This is a genomic window from Methanobrevibacter wolinii SH (genome assembly GCF_000621965.1).
GTDB classification, from domain to species: Archaea; Methanobacteriota; Methanobacteria; order Methanobacteriales; family Methanobacteriaceae; genus Methanarmilla; species Methanarmilla wolinii.
Window position 1 is genome coordinate 1 of record NZ_KK211376.1, and the last position, 15,920, is coordinate 15,920.

Sequence of the window (15,920 nt, forward strand, 5' to 3'; positions counted from 1 at the left end):
AAAAAAAACCTAGAAAAAAATAATTATAAACTAATTTTTACAATAATTAAAAAAATCAATTTTTTATTAAGAGTCATTTATTAAAATATAATTTTCTAAAATAAATAATCAAAATATAAATATTAAACTAATTTAAAAGAGAAATTAAAAAAGAGTTAAATTTTTAATCAGAATGACCATGAATAGCTTTTTTTACTCTGAATGTAATGTATTGAACTCCACCACGAACAACACGTTTAAATTCAGTCCAATTAAGATTTGCAAGAAATGTTTTAACAATATAAGTAAATGAAAAATAGTATTTACTCATTAAATTATCTCGAATTTTTTCAATTTCTTCATGACTTGCATAAGGATAATCTACAAGACAATTAAGATAACCATCATCATTTAACCATTTAGAATAATCTTCTGTAACTAAATAACCATTATCTTTAGCCCAAGTATAAAATTCAGTACCTGGGAATGGAACTGCTTGTTGGAAAAAACACATATCTGGATATACTTCTTTTGCAAATTCATAAGTTTCATTAATAGTTTCAAGATTATCTCCAGTTAAACCTATCATAAAACATCCAAATACTTTAATATCTAAATCACGTGCATTTTTTGCAAAATTACGTGATTGTTCTAAAGTAATTCCTTTTTTAGTTTTATTTAAAACCTCTTGATTTCCAGATTCATAACCACAAACAAGAAGTCTACAACCTGCATCTTTCATTGCTTTCATAGTTTCATAATCAAGATCTACACGAGTATTACAACTCCAAATAGGTTTAAGACCTCTTTTATTAATTTCATCACATACTTCAAGAACACGTTTCTTATTTACAGTAAATGTATCATCTTCAATAAAAATTTCTTTAATTTCAGGCATATCAGTTAGAATATATTCAATCTCATCAACAAGATCTTTAACTGAACGAAGACGATATAACCTTCCACCCATAGTTGATGGATAAGAACAGAAATTACACTTATTAGGACAACCTCTACTTGATACAATTTGTATCATAGGTTTTTGAGCAAATGCATATGCATAATCATTAGGATTTAAAAATTCTTGATAAACTTTAGATACCCATGGAAGTTTATCTAAATCTACAAGTGGTCTATCAATATTATGAATAATATTACCATTATTATCTCTGTAAGAGATTCCTTTAATATTTTTTAAATCATCAATACTAGGTTTACTACCATTTCCAGATTCTACAATTTCAGGAACTGTAAAATCATACTCCTGACGTACAATAATATCTATTCCATGACATTTATTTAATACTTCCTCAGGTAAGATTGTTGGATGAGTTCCACCACATATAATAGTAATTTCTGGAAATTTATCTTTAATTGAATTAATTGTATTATAATCATAAGAACATGTAGGTGTAGTAGTTTCACACATGATAAAATCAGGATTATATTGAGATATCACATTTAATGTATCATTTAAATCAAATTTTCTGGTAATACAATCAATTAATTCAACATCTATCCCTTTATTTTCACATACTCCAACACAGTAACTAAGCCAATACGGATAATATAAAGTACCAGATTTTGTTTTCTCAGGCCATCTACTAGCCCTACTAATATTAAATTTATATGGTAAATTTAAAAATAATACTTTCATAGATACACCTTATTAATTATTCTATATTATAAAAAGACAATAATATAAACTATTTAATTTAAAAATTTAAGCTTTAAATCCATTTTAAAACTATTTCATTTAAAATAATAATTTTTAAAAAATAATCAATTATTTTAAATTTATGCTAAATTTAAAAGATTTTAAGAAGTAAATTTTTAAATTAGAAATAAATTTAAATGACTTAACAAGTTATAAATAATATAAAATAATTTAAATAAAATTTAAATATTTATCAATAAAAACTTATGTTTTTCATACATATAAATTTATTATAATTTTTATAATAAAAAATTTATAAAAGATAAAAATCTTAAAAATTAAAAAATAATAAAATAGGAAAAAAATAATGGAGAAAAGATTAATAGATAAAAATCTTAAAAATTAAAAAATAATAAATGAGGAAAAAATAATGGAGAAAAGATTAATAGAAAAAAATGGAGATTATATTTCCCCACTTGGATTTGGAGCAATGAGACTTCCAATAGACAAAGAATATGAAAAATCCAAGGAATTATTAAGAGAAGGTATTGATAAAGGAATAAATTATATTGATACTGCTTTTTTCTATGGACTTGGAAAAAATGAAAAATTTATTGGAGAAGTATTAAAAGATGGATATAGAGATAAAGTTAAAATAGCTACAAAATTACCTGCATTTAGTATTAAAAAAAGAGAAGAAATGGATGAATACCTCAATAAAGAATTAAAATTATTAGATGTAAGTTATATTGATTACTATTATGTACATGGTATAAATCTAAAAAGCTTAAGAAGATTAGAAAATAAAGGTATCTTTGAATTTTTAGATAAAGCAAAAGCAGAAGGTAAAATAAAGAATGCATGTTTCTCATATCATGGAAAAGCATCTGAATTTAGAGAGATTTTAGATAAATACAATTGGGATGGAGTACTAGTTCAATTTAATTATTTTGATGAAAATATACAAGTAAGTTATGAAGATATTAAGTATGCGAAATCTAAAGGTTTAGGAATATTTATAATGGAACCACTAAAAGGAGGTTTACTTTCAAAATTACCTAAAGAAGCTGAAGAAATATTTAGAAAAGAAGATCCAAATCTTTCACCTGCAGACTGGGCATTTTCATGGTTATATAATATTCCAGAAATCACTTGTGTACTATCTGGTATGACAAATAGAAATGATCTTATAGAAAATATAAAGATTGCAGAAGCTATTAAAGAAAATTCATTAAGTGATAAAAAATTAAAAACAATAAATGAAGTTAAAAAACTTATGCAAGAAAAACTCCCAATAAACTGTTCTAGTTGTGGATACTGTATGCCTTGTAAATATGGAGTAAATATTCCAGAAGTTTTCCAAATATTAAATGAAGAAGATCTCTTTAATGAAAAACATATTAAAAACCAGGTAAAGTATATAATAATGACAAGTGGTATTCAAGGTGACCAATCAAATGCAGGATTATGTACTAATTGTAATAAATGTATACCCCTATGTACTCAAGGACTTAATATTCCTAAAGAGTTAGAAAAAGTTAAAAAGAAATATGAAAAACCAGGATACAATCAGATAGTATGGTTAATTAAACATATTGGATATCCAATTTTTAATAAATATCTAGAATTTAAACGATGAATATTTATATAAAATTTAATTCTAGTAAATATTATAGCTTTGTTAAAATCCATTAATTTTTAAATAACATTTTAAACTTAATTTTTAATTAAATTATTATAAAAAATAAGTTCAAAATCTTTAAAATTTAAATAATCTTTTTAATTTCCTCTAATTTTTTTAAAAAAAATTTCTTAAATTTAAGTATATATTATTATAAAAAATATGTTTTCAAAGAGATATTACATAAAAATTCAAAGTTTAATTTAGTATTTAGTTGATTATTAAATATACAATTTTAATAAATAAACTTTAAAAAATTACAAAAAATATATATTTTTATTAAACCAAATGATAATATAAATTTTGAGTTTGTAAATAAATATATTTAATATTACTAAAAAATTGAACTTAAAAATAAATTTACTAAAAGAAATATTTAAATTATTTATATTTTACTAAAAATTGAACTTAAAAATAATAAATTTACAAAGTCAAAATTTTACTAAATTAAAAGAGTGAAAAAAATGAATTGGATATTAATTATCATTTTAATAATTATTATCATTGTAATTCTTGGAATAATTGGAATTTACAATGGTCTTGTTAAATCAAGAAATAAAGTAGAAAACAGTTGGTCTCAAATTGAAGTTCAATTAAATAGACGTGCTGATTTAATTCCGAATCTTGTTGAAACTGTAAAAGCTTATGCAAGTCATGAAAAAAGAGTTTTTCAACAAGTTACAGAAGCAAGAGCAGGATTAATAAATGCACAAGGTGTTGAAGAAAATGCTAAAGCAAATAATATTTTAAGTGATAGTTTAAAATCACTTTTTGCTGTAGCAGAAAATTATCCTGAATTAAAAGCAAATGAAAATTTTATAAACTTACAAAATCAACTTAATGAAACAGAAAATAAAATTGCATATGCAAGACAATTTTATAATGATACTGTTATGATGTATAATAATAAATGTCAAACATTCCCAAGTAATATATTTGCAAATGCATTTAATTTCCATAAAGCAGACTTTTTTAAAGGAGCGGAAGGATCTAATGAAGTTCCTAAAGTAGAATTTTAAATTCTGCTTTTAACTTATTTTAATGAATAAAACTTTTTTTTAAAATAAAAATTATTTATTAAAAAATAATGGCATAATCATTAATAATTATTTATTAAAAAATCAATATAATAACTAACTAAATTATGTATTAAAAAAAATAAAAGGAATAAACAATAAGAATACATTTTTAAAATAAAATATTTAAGAAAAAAAAGGGATTTAAATGGATAAAAAGTTTATAGGAATACTTGTTGTATTTATTATACTTTTTGCTTCATTAGGACTAATTAGTGCTGAAGAAGATAATAATGCTTATCAAATGACTATGGGTATTGTTAATCTCACTATTGGTGAAAATGGACTTTTACATGTTAGCGAAACATACACTTATCAATTTGATGGAACATTTCATGGAGTATATAGAGATATTCCTATAAAAAATGGTCAATCAATAAATAATATTAAAATTAATACAACAAATGCATATTCTAACTATGAAGTACTAGATAAAGATAGTAATACAAAAAGAATCAAGATTTATCTTTATAAAAATAGTGCTAAGACAGAACCTATAGAAAATAGAGATGTTAATGTTACAGTAAGTTATGACTTTACTAATGCAATAAAAATATACAATGATACTGGAGAATTACAGTATCAAATTTGGGGAACACAATGGACTAAACCAATACATAATTTTACAGCAAATATTAATTATCCATCAAAAAATGGTGTTAAATATTGGATTAATCCATATAAATATTCTAAACTTCCAGGAAAATGGAATGGTTCAACTCTTACAATACATTCTAACTATTTAGATACAAATAGCTATTTAGAACTAAGAACAACTATCCCATTAAATGAATTTTCAAGTAATACACCATATGCAATTCATATTAACAAAGATGGGCTTAAAACTATAGAAAAAATTCAAAATGATTATGAAAATAAAAATAAAACAGAAGACAAAGCTTTTTCAATTATTAGTATAATTGAGATTATTTTAATTTTTGTACCATTTGGAATATACTATGCTTATGGTAGAGAACCTAAAATATCATATAATGGTATTTATGAAAGAGAACCTCCAACTAATGATTCACCAGCATTTGTAAATGGAGTATTTGTAAGTGGTATTAAAAAAGAGATAGGTAAAATAAATGATGATGCATTTAAAGCTACAATAATGGATCTTATTAATAAAGGATATTTAAGTATAGAAACTAATGAAAAAAACTTTTTAAAATCATTAAATATTAAGATAACAGATAAAGACCAAAGTGAACTTAAAGACTATGAGAAACAAGCAATAAATGTTATTTCTGTATTTGAAAATGATGGAGTTATTGATTTTAGTAATATTGCAAATTCCATGAGTAATGAAAAAAATTGGAACCTTTACAATAGTAAATATTCTACTTGGAAAAATGATTTTACAAATAAATACATATCTAAATCAATATTAAAACAATATTTCAATAATAATGGAGCATTGTTTATGAGAATAAGTGGTGTAATCAACCTTATTATTGGTATATTATTTACATTAATTAGTTTTACTTCAGATGGATTATCTAATGGACCATTCCTTATGAAAGTATCTATTATTTTAATAGTAGCTTCTATTATAACCTTACTCCTTCCACAAACTATTGGTGGACAATGGACATCTAAAGGGAAAGAAGAATATGAGAAATGGAAAAACTTTAAAAAGTATTTAACTGACTTTTCTCTTATTAAAGAATATCCTCCAGAATCTATTGCAATATGGAATAAATATCTTGTATATGCAACAGCACTTGGAGTAGCTAAAGAAGTACAAAAAGCTATGAAAAACATAGAATATTTAGATAATGAAAATATTGAAATGTATAATAATGATTTATTCTTATTTACATATTATGGTGGATTAAACATGCTTGATGATGCAATAATAGCTGGAAGATATAATCCTGACATAAATAATATAGGAGACCTTGGAGACTTCGGAGACATTGGTGGTGGATTCGGAGGTGGAGGTGGAGGAGCTTTTTAAAGCTCTAAAACTTCTATTTAATAAATAAAAATATTAATTCAAACTTTTCAATAAATAAAAAAAACTTAATTTAATTAATTTACTTCATACAATTCAATTTAATACAAAACAACCAAAAACCACAACTTTTTACTTCATACAATTCAATTTAATACAAAACAACCAAAAACCACAACTTTTTATTATTTTATATAAAAATACTAAATAAAGAAAAAAACCCCAAATTAATTCTTATTATTTTTATACAATAAATTAAAAATTTCATATTTTTAATAAAAAGAATTATAATAAATCTATTTTTAAAAATTACTTATTTAAAAAATAATTAGAACTATAAATATAAAATTTTTAATATTTATAAACTTATAATTTAATATAATAAAAATATATTTTAAGGGTAGGAATATGAAGAAAGATAATAGAAGTGCAATTAACCCATTTACTGGAAAAGCAGCATTAGACATAATAAATGATGATAAATTCTTAGAAGAATGTTATAAGGAATATAATCAAATTATTAATCAAAATGAAATAATTGACAATACACCTTATGGTCAAGTTCTAAAAAGAGTGTCTAACAACCTAATTAACTCTGTAACTAATTACTTAGCAAAAATAGGTAGATTAGATTATATTGAAAATTACTATGACTGGGAATTTCATTTAATATCAAGTGATACAGTAAATGCATTTTGTATGCCTGGTGGAAAAATAGCCATGTATTCTGGAATGTTTAGTATTGCAAGTACAGAAGAAGAAATAGCTTTCATTATAGGACATGAAATGTCACATGCATTACTCGACCATAGTAGAACCCAAATGAGTAAAGAAAAAAGAAAAAATAGTATAACATCAGCAGCAAGACTTAGTGGAATTGGATTAGCACTTTTAGGTCAAGAAGCATTAGGTTATGGATTAATAGAATTATCAAATGCAGCAGATATAGGATATAATTCACTTATATTAATGCCTTTTGGAAGAGAACAGGAATTAGAAGCAGATCGTTTAGGAATGGCAATAATATACTGGGCAGGATATAATATAGAAAATATACCTGATTTTTGGGAGAGAATGTATGAAAATAACCCAAATGAAATTGATTTTTTATCTACACATCCATCAGATGATAAAAGAATAGCTAAAATGAGGGAATTAATAATAGAAACAGAAAATGAAACTGATTTTTATAGTAAACCTATTATTAGAGAAAGTACTGTAAAAATTGATCCTAAAAAGATAAAATTAAATAAAGAAACACATATTATAAAAAGAAATAGATGTAGAAAATGTGGAAATATCTGTAAAGAAAATGATAAATTTTGCAATAATTGTGGAAGTAAATTAGAAACAGAATATTTATGTTCAAATTGTTATTCAAAAGTAGAAAAAGAAGACAAATTCTGCAATAATTGTGGTAAAGAATTTAAAGGTAAAAATAACTTCTGTATAAACTGTGGAAAACCTATACAGAAAGATGATAAATTCTGTATGAATTGTGGATTTAAATTAAAATAGATATTTTAAAAAAATAAAAACTTAAACAAAAAATAAAATAAAAAATAAGAACCTCTTAACTAAAAATAAACTAAAATAAAAAAATAACATTCTCATAATCAAAAAAATAAAAATAAACTAAAATAAAAGAAAAAAACAAGATAACTTAAAATTAACAAAATAATAAAAATAGAATATTAAAAAATTGATGAAATAATAAATTAAGTTTCTTTTAAGTAAACTTATTTAGTTCCATCAATAACATTATATTTAACTTCTTCTGCTTCAAGCTCACGGATAAAACTTTTAGTCATATTACCAACAGATAAAGCCATAATATTTAATCCTTTTCTAGCTGCAGAAGCAGTTGAACTAGCTACTGAAAATTCTAAATCTATAGGAATATTTAATTTATTTGCTACAGCATGAGCAACAGTACCTACAGCTGCAACTTTATCTATTTGACTATTATCTCCCCACTCTTGAAAACCATTATCATAAATATTTTTAATTAAATTTAAATCAGTAGCTGAAGACCCACCTTCCTTAATAGTAGGTAAAGTAATAATAATAGCTTGACCACTTTTAAGATCAATTAATCCATTAAGTTCACCTAAAGCTACATCTTCACCAACTTTAGCTGAAGAAAGTGCAACTGCAGTTGCTGATTGATTACCATGAGAAGCATAAAGCATACCTTTTTTCATGTATAAACCAACTTTATCTCCTTTTTCAATATTTTCACTAGCAATAGCTGGCCATACAGATTGATAATGATTCATAATTTCTAAAACACTATCAGAATACTTACGTAAAGTAATTGCATCTCTTTTAACTTTTTTAATACCTTCTTGGGTGATTTTATATGGAGAACGTCCATCTTTAGATGTAATATACTCTTCTTCAATTAAAGATTTAATATTTTCAGATACAGCTTGAACTGTAATTCCTAAACGTTCTGCTAAATCTTTTTGTTTAAGATGAGGTTCTTGTTTTGAAATTTCACTTAAAATTTGAAATTTAGTCATAGCTCCTCTTTTTTTAAATATTTCCATAAATTATTCCTCATATACCATAATTAAAGTAAAAATTATGAACTTAAAAATATATTAAAAATTATAAAAATTTATTAAAGTTAAAATTAAATTAAAATAAACATAATCTTATTCAGTAAATTTGTATAATTTAGAAAATTTTTAAAATTCAATTGATATTATTTTATAATTAAATATTATATATATGTTTTCTATATTTTAAACAAAAACTTAATAAAAAGAAATAGAAAATTTAAAGAACAATTTAATATAATTAAATTTAAATTTATAAAAAATAATCTTAATTAGAAAAAATAAGTAAAATAAGAAAATTTAAAAGAAATTATAAAATTAAAGTAAATTTTAAAAACCAGAAAAAATGTACACTAAAAATTATAAAATTAAAGTAAATTTTAAAAAACCTAAAAATTATAAAAAGCATAGATTAAATTATAATTTACCATATAACATTTCATTAAAATCATTAAGGAATTCATCTTTATACTCAATTGGAATATATGCACCACAAGCTACAGCGTGACCTCCACCATTTCCACCTAAACTACGTGCAACTTCACGGATTATATTACCAAAATGAACACCATCATATGCAAGAAGTCTTGAACATCTTAATGATATTTTTAAAATATTAGGATTATCTTCTAAAGGAACAAAACCAAGAATAGGTTTTCTCCAATCACCATAAGATAAAACCATACCTGTAATAGTACCAATTACAGTTGTTCTAATTCCAGATCCTTTATCTTCTGGTGTAGAAAGATTAGTACCATCAAAATATTGAATATTATCCATTTGAACAAGTGCATCCATATCTGGAATAAGTTGAATATGAGTAGCAAGATATCGTCTATGATTTCTTGAAATAACTTCCAACTTATCAAGTGCTACATCACGATTCCCTTTTAAAATTTCAAGAGCAACAAAATCCTCATTATTTCTAACACATGCATTCATAGCTGTTGAAAACTCTGCAGCATCCCTTAAAAAAGTATGATCTTCTTCTTTTAAAAATTCAAAAGTATCTGCAGCTACTAATTTAGGAATATATTTAACATATTTTCCAGGAACTTCACGTGATAACATTTTAACAAGAGCAGAAAACAATCTACTTTTTTCAGAATTAGTTAAATCAGCCAAAGTTCTAAATCTATCACCTAAACTTCTAAGAACAGTTAAACAATCATCTTTAATATCATCTGAAATATCTGATTCTTCAATAATACTAACACAATCACTTACTGATTTATGTTCAATACCTAATTCAATTAAAACGGATTCACATTCTTGTTTATATTCTGCTGGAACAATTGAATCATTTAAGACTTCAATACAATCTTTTTTACGAGGAATATCTAATTCATCAAGAAGTGCAATACATTCTGTTTTACTATTAGTAATTGGAAGATTAACATCACTAAAATAAGATAATGCGACATACAAAGGTCTTGTTTCACGTCCATATAATGATAAATCACTATTTCTTTTAACTAAACCATTATCAATAGCATCTTGAAGAATTAATTTATTAAGACCTTCCATCTTACCAGTATGTGTATTTTGCATATCTCCAACAGCACTTAAAACTCCAATCCAACTTAAATCATCAAATCCAAATTCTTTTGCAAGGTAATAACATAATCCACCACCACAAATATAATAAGTACCATTAATACCATAATGCATAGGATTGATTTCTAAAAAATTACAATCAGCAGTGTTTCTATAATTTTTATCTCTTAAAGGAGGGTGATGGTCTAATATAATAATATTAGAATCTTCAGTTGCATTCTTCTCAACAGGCTGACCAGAACCTAAATCTGAAAAAATAGTAAGAGTATGATCAATAGGTAAATCTTCTAATTTATCAAGAGAAACAAAGTCAATATCATAATCTTTACCAATTCTCTCTAAGATAGTAGTTAAAATTGCTCCAGAGGATATTCCATCACAATCAGTATGACTATAAATCATAATGTCATCATTTTCAAGAATAATGTCTTTAGCCTTTTTATATAAATCCTTCATTTCAGAAGGTAAATCTTCCATTGTCTCTGCAACACCATTTATCATAATAAAACCTTTAATGTATTAAAAAACAGAGTCAGATAAAAAAATTAACTTCAAATTTTATATTTTAAAGTATAAATTTTAGCTGAACTCAAAGTAAAAAAAAATCAATTTCTAATTTCTTTAATTTTAGCTGCAACTTCCCTAAGTAAAACAAGTTTCTTCATATCAGTATCAACAGCTACTCTACCAGTATGTTCATACCATAAACCAGGATAAGTTTTATCTTTTTCAACTAAAGGTTTTAAATGCAATTTATAACATGCTTTTCTAATTTCATTTAAACTTGGATTATCTACAGCATCTTTTTTAGAAATTTTACGTCCCTCTTTAAGAGTCTTATTTGAGTCTAAGTATATAGGCCATATTGTCATAAGTTCATTTTTCATACTATAGTTCCCCTAATATTTATAATATATAATTTATTAAACTTCATGATAAATATTTATTTTCATTATAGTAAAAACATTCTTAAAATAAATTAAAAAAATAGAAATTAAAATTTAAAAAATAAATTTAATAAATATATAAGATTTAAAAATAGAAATTAAAATTTAAAAAATAAATTTAATAAATATATAAGATTTAAAAATAGAAATTAAAATTTAAAAAATAGACTTTACTGAAATTTCTCAAATTTTTATAAATAAACTTTCTTAAAATTAATCTCCAAATATTAACTAAGTTTAAAATTTTATAGAAAAATAAGATTTAAACAAAAAATAAATTTAATAAATATATAAGATTTAAATAAAGTGTTAAAATAGATAAAATTAGATTTTAGATGTATTATTTTAAAATTTAATTATTAAACATTATCTAATTAAAAATAGAAATTATAAAAAAAACTAAAAACTCAATAAAAAATACTTTAAACATTATAAAAATAAAAATTATAAAAAACTAAAAATAAAAGATGATTTTTAATATAGAATAAAAATTAATCATTAAATGATTTATTAATCATTCTTAGAACATATCTACATAATAATTTACCTATAAAACCACAATTATACTCTTCTACAAACATCTGAAAACTTTCATATAAATTATGTTTCTCATCAATAGATAAATTAGCTTGTTTATAAATCTGAATCCAATTAAGTATAAATGGATTAAGTATAATATCAGAATACTTAAAATCATACTTATTACATAATTTAGAACATTTAAAGTATCCAATTAATGAATCATAAACAAGTTTATAAGTAATATTCTTTGTAATAGATTTATCTTCATTATCATCATGCATATAATAATTATAAACAAATTTATTATTTAAAAATATAATACCCTTAGCATTAAAATAAGCTTCCATTAAAAAATTTAAATCTTCAGCAGAAATCAATTCTGGAAACTTAATATTATTTGATAAAATTAAATTAGCATCATAAATTTTAGTCCAAAATGAAGGAAGGCTTCTAAGAATATTAATATTATCTTCTAATTTTTCAATATAAATTTCATTAAATACTCCATTATTTTCATCAGGATTTTTAATTGTATTAGCATAAAATATATGTGAGAAAATATTTCTCCATAAAAAACCAATTATGCCTTTTAAATTAATATTATCAATTATATCATCAGTATATTCATATAAACAATCTTTAAAAGCAGAATGTGATTTTTGTACTATTTCTAAATTAGAATTAATATAATGATTCTTATTTTTTTCCAATAATTCAGTATCTGTATAAATCCTTTTATATCTTCCATATACAATATCAACATTTGTTTTAATGATTTTATTATATAATACTTCACAAGCATCAAGTTCAAAACTGTCATCAGAATCAAGAAACATAATATATGGTGCTTTAACATGATTTAAAGCTATATTCTTAGGACCATATGCTGCTCCAATATTTGATTTAAGATGAATTATTTTAAAATTATTAGGATACTTATTATAATACTTCTCTATAATAGAACAACTAGAATCTGTTGATTTATCATCAACAATAATAACTTGAAGATTTTCAATACCGATTGTTTGATTAACTATTGAGTTTAATGAATTTTCTAAATATTTTTCTGCATTATATACAGGCATTATAATACTTATTTTATATGGCATGAAAAAATCCCCTTAAATATATTTAATAAACTATCAAAATAAATTAAAAAAAGTATGATTATTAATAATTAAAAATGATTAAACATTAAATCAATCATATCTTTTACAGTGTATCTTTCTGGATAAATATACTTAACATTAAAGTCATCTAAAGTATATCCAGTAATAGGACCAATAGACACTGTTAAAACATTATTAGATAATATTTTAGCTAAATCATCTTTTTTATTTTCTGCAACTTTAAAAAGATTTTTAACAGTTAAAGGACTTGTAAATGTAATTGCATCAATTTCATTATTAAAAATTTTATTAATTAAATCTTGAATTTTACTTATATCATGAGGTAATATAGATCTATAACTTTCTGCAAGAATTACATTAGCACCCCATTTTTCTAAAGTATCAGGTAAGACATTACGTGCAGAATAAGTTCTAGGAATACCAATTTTTTTACCTTTAATATCAATATCTTTAAAACTTCTAAGTAATCCTTCTGCAGTATAATCTTCAGGTATTAAATCAACATGTATACCATATTTTTCTGTAACTTCAGCAGTTTTATGACCAATAACTGCAGTTTTACATTTATTAGACAATTTATCATTAAAATCTGGATAAAATTTAAATATAGAATCAAGAGATGAAACTGAAGTAAATATTAACCAATCTAAATCATCAATTTCAGACATAAAATCTTTCAAAGAAGGAGAATTTAAAAGTTCAAGTTCAAGAGTAGGCACTACTAAAGCTTCTCCACCATAATCTTCAATTAACTTAATAGCTTCTTTTGACCTAGAAATTGGACGTGTTAAAGCAACTACTTTCTTATTAGACATTAAATACCTCCGATTATTAAAAAATTATGAAAAAAATATTTTATAAATAATATTAGTTTAATATTTGTATTTTAATTAATTTATTGTTTATTATAAAATTTAATAAATAATTAAATTAATAAATTCTAAAAAAATTTATAAAAAAATGTGATTATAAAAAAAGATTTATTGAAATTACTCTAATTTTTAAAATTATATTTTTAAATTTAATCTTTAAGTATTAATACAATTTAGATTATTATAAAAAATAGATTTAAAACACAAAAAACATGATAATCTTTCTAATTTTTTTATATCCAAAAATTCTAAATATACAATTTAAAAAACACAAGAAATATTAATCATCTATAAAAATTAAAAAAAGTTAAAAAAATAAACTGTTTAAAACCTAAATTTATTTAAAATTTTAATTTTTTAATAAATATTATTTTTAGATTTAAATATAATTTTTAAAATTTATGGAATTTAAAGAAAAAATATAATTTAATAAAATGTAATAAATGTTAAAAGTACTAAAATACCCATAAAAGATATAATTAAAGTATAAAACAGTTTATCAGAAAATTTATACAAAATTTTATCTTTATTTAGATTAAATATCATAGGACCTAGTGCTACAAGTGGAATAAAATATCTACCAAATTCAATTTCATATATTTTAGTAGCACCAATAGGACACCAAGTTAAATATTGGACAAATAAAGTACCATAATAAATTATACAAAAAATTAAAAATATACCTATTCTTGTTTTTTTATTAAACAATTGTTTTTCAGAATAATTTAATGTAAATATCCAATAAAATACAAAAAATGTGATAACTAAAAACAATGAAGTAAAAGAACAAAAATGACCATGTCCAAAATAGAATAATCCTAAATAAAGTATTTTTAAATTATTAAAATCAAATAAAGTAGTTAAAAACTGACCTAAATGTTTTGAAATATATAATAATTGTATAGTTGGATTAACACCATGTCTTAAAGCATAACTTGCTCTCCATGAAAGAGCCAATTTTTTCTCAGCAAAATGTGACCATAATAAACCAATGATGAAAATAAAAATAGGACCAATACGAGAATAATAAAATGATTTTTTAAGATTAAATCTAGATTTAGGAACTAAAAAGATCAACAATATTAAACCTAAATAAGTTACTTTAGTTAAACCACAAAGTAAATCTAAGATTAAAAAGACTGAAACATCCAATAAACCTACAGTAGAATCATCTTTAAAATAAATATATAAAAAATAAGCAATAGTTAAAAGAGCAAGACTATTAACTGTAGCATCAATACTTAATGATCCTGCTTGTGAAATTGCAAGAGGAAAACAAGCAGTTAAGAATAATGCTTTTTTATAATGAGGTGCTTTTTTAATTGCATATGAAGCAATAAATGCATACATTAAAAGATTACATAATCTACCTAACCAAAGCATCCATATATTATTAAGATTTAAAGCTTTAGCAATATCAATACCTATTGCCTGTGGAATATAGCCATAAAAAGGATTTTGAGCAAAAGAAGAACCTACAAAAGATTTTTTATAATTAATTTTTTTATCATCCCAAGTAGTTTCAAATACAGTTTTACCACCTAATTTATGAATAGCAGCACCATGTACAGATGCAATAGTTTCATAACCTCTAAGTAAATGATTTGTATTATTAACATAAACTGGTTCAATGACTCCACGAGAAGTCATTTCTGAACGAACAAAATGCTCACTTTCATCAGAAATACTAACAATTGGAGATAAAAATACACATAAAACTCCAAAGGTCAATATTAATATAAATGCCAATTTATAAATTGGTAAATCTTTATCATATAAATAAAGAATTAAAAAAGAAGCAATAATAATTAAAAGTCCAAATAATAAAAGAGTACCCTTTAAATTAATATTTTTTATAGAAGACTGATATGCAATAAATAAAACTGAAAATATTATATAAAAACTTATATATAAATTATTGTTTTTCTTAAAATCAAACATAATTCTCCCCTTTATTAATATATAAGTTTAAAAT

At 22.7% G+C, this 15,920-nt stretch carries 11 protein-coding genes; 4 read left to right on the forward strand and 7 right to left on the reverse strand.

The window, feature by feature from the left end; all coding sequences use genetic code 11:
* Window positions 1-163 precede the first annotated feature (163 nt).
* Window positions 164-1,636 (reverse strand): B12-binding domain-containing radical SAM protein, encoded by a 1,473-nt coding sequence (locus tag T523_RS05165; protein ID WP_042707865.1) that lies wholly within the window; start codon window positions 1,634-1,636, stop codon window positions 164-166.
* A 430-nt stretch (window positions 1,637-2,066) separates the two neighbouring features.
* Between T523_RS05165 and T523_RS05170 the strand changes: the two genes are divergently transcribed.
* The 4 genes from T523_RS05170 to T523_RS05185 all read left to right on the forward strand — a co-directional run bounded on the left by T523_RS05170 (window position 2,067) and on the right by T523_RS05185 (window position 7,871).
* Window positions 2,067-3,275: an aldo/keto reductase gene (locus T523_RS05170; protein WP_042707866.1), complete on the forward strand. Its 1,209-nt coding sequence runs from the start codon at window positions 2,067-2,069 to the stop codon at window positions 3,273-3,275.
* A 506-nt stretch (window positions 3,276-3,781) separates the two neighbouring features.
* On the forward strand, window positions 3,782-4,336 hold the full coding sequence (locus T523_RS05175; protein WP_042707867.1) for a LemA family protein: 555 nt from the start codon (window positions 3,782-3,784) through the stop codon (window positions 4,334-4,336).
* 205 nt (window positions 4,337-4,541) lie between these two features.
* The gene (locus T523_RS05180) at window positions 4,542-6,356 is read left to right on the forward strand and encodes a DUF2207 domain-containing protein (RefSeq protein WP_042707868.1); all 1,815 of its coding nucleotides are present in this window, start codon (window positions 4,542-4,544) and stop codon (window positions 6,354-6,356) included.
* Window positions 6,357-6,761: 405 nt separating this feature from the next.
* Window positions 6,762-7,871, forward strand: a complete 1,110-nt coding sequence (locus T523_RS05185) for a M48 family metallopeptidase (protein WP_042707869.1) — start codon at window positions 6,762-6,764, stop codon at window positions 7,869-7,871.
* Between the two features lie 221 nt (window positions 7,872-8,092).
* Here the strand turns inward: T523_RS05185 and T523_RS05190 are convergent, their stop codons facing one another.
* The 6 genes from T523_RS05190 to T523_RS05215 all read right to left on the reverse strand — a co-directional run bounded on the left by T523_RS05190 (window position 8,093) and on the right by T523_RS05215 (window position 15,886).
* A complete protein-coding gene (locus T523_RS05190) occupies window positions 8,093-8,905 on the reverse strand; it encodes a DUF7839 domain-containing protein (protein WP_042707870.1) in 813 nt (270 codons plus the stop codon).
* Between the two features lie 429 nt (window positions 8,906-9,334).
* Window positions 9,335-10,951 carry a DHHA1 domain-containing protein gene (locus tag T523_RS09285; RefSeq protein WP_042708140.1) on the reverse strand — a complete coding sequence of 539 codons (1,617 nt, stop codon included), beginning with the start codon at window positions 10,949-10,951 and terminating at the stop codon, window positions 9,335-9,337.
* A 128-nt stretch (window positions 10,952-11,079) separates the two neighbouring features.
* Window positions 11,080-11,361: a signal recognition particle subunit SRP19/SEC65 family protein gene (locus T523_RS05200; protein ID WP_042707871.1), complete on the reverse strand. Its 282-nt coding sequence runs from the start codon at window positions 11,359-11,361 to the stop codon at window positions 11,080-11,082.
* A 551-nt stretch (window positions 11,362-11,912) separates the two neighbouring features.
* Window positions 11,913-13,052, reverse strand: a complete 1,140-nt coding sequence (locus T523_RS05205; RefSeq protein ID WP_042707872.1) for a glycosyltransferase family 2 protein — start codon at window positions 13,050-13,052, stop codon at window positions 11,913-11,915.
* A gap of 68 nt (window positions 13,053-13,120) precedes the next feature.
* Window positions 13,121-13,888 (reverse strand): uroporphyrinogen-III synthase, encoded by a 768-nt coding sequence (locus tag T523_RS05210; protein ID WP_042707873.1) that lies wholly within the window; start codon window positions 13,886-13,888, stop codon window positions 13,121-13,123.
* A 483-nt stretch (window positions 13,889-14,371) separates the two neighbouring features.
* Window positions 14,372-15,886 carry a DUF2142 domain-containing protein gene (locus T523_RS05215; RefSeq protein WP_042707874.1) on the reverse strand — a complete coding sequence of 505 codons (1,515 nt, stop codon included), beginning with the start codon at window positions 15,884-15,886 and terminating at the stop codon, window positions 14,372-14,374.
* Window positions 15,887-15,920 lie beyond the last annotated feature (34 nt).

Coding starts and splice junctions, on each gene's coding strand:
- T523_RS05175 (WP_042707867.1), top strand. CDS start 3,782: ATGAATTGGATATTAATTATCATTTTAATAATTATTATCATTGTAATT.
- T523_RS05200 (WP_042707871.1), bottom strand. CDS start 11,361: ATGAAAAATGAACTTATGACAATATGGCCTATATACTTAGACTCAAAT.
- T523_RS05170 (WP_042707866.1), top strand. CDS start 2,067: ATGGAGAAAAGATTAATAGAAAAAAATGGAGATTATATTTCCCCACTT.
- T523_RS05190 (WP_042707870.1), bottom strand. CDS start 8,905: ATGGAAATATTTAAAAAAAGAGGAGCTATGACTAAATTTCAAATTTTA.
- T523_RS05180 (WP_042707868.1), top strand. CDS start 4,542: ATGGATAAAAAGTTTATAGGAATACTTGTTGTATTTATTATACTTTTT.
- T523_RS05205 (WP_042707872.1), bottom strand. CDS start 13,052: ATGCCATATAAAATAAGTATTATAATGCCTGTATATAATGCAGAAAAA.
- T523_RS09285 (WP_042708140.1), bottom strand. CDS start 10,951: ATGGAAGATTTACCTTCTGAAATGAAGGATTTATATAAAAAGGCTAAA.
- T523_RS05185 (WP_042707869.1), top strand. CDS start 6,762: ATGAAGAAAGATAATAGAAGTGCAATTAACCCATTTACTGGAAAAGCA.
- T523_RS05210 (WP_042707873.1), bottom strand. CDS start 13,888: ATGTCTAATAAGAAAGTAGTTGCTTTAACACGTCCAATTTCTAGGTCA.
- T523_RS05165 (WP_042707865.1), bottom strand. CDS start 1,636: ATGAAAGTATTATTTTTAAATTTACCATATAAATTTAATATTAGTAGG.
- T523_RS05215 (WP_042707874.1), bottom strand. CDS start 15,886: ATGTTTGATTTTAAGAAAAACAATAATTTATATATAAGTTTTTATATA.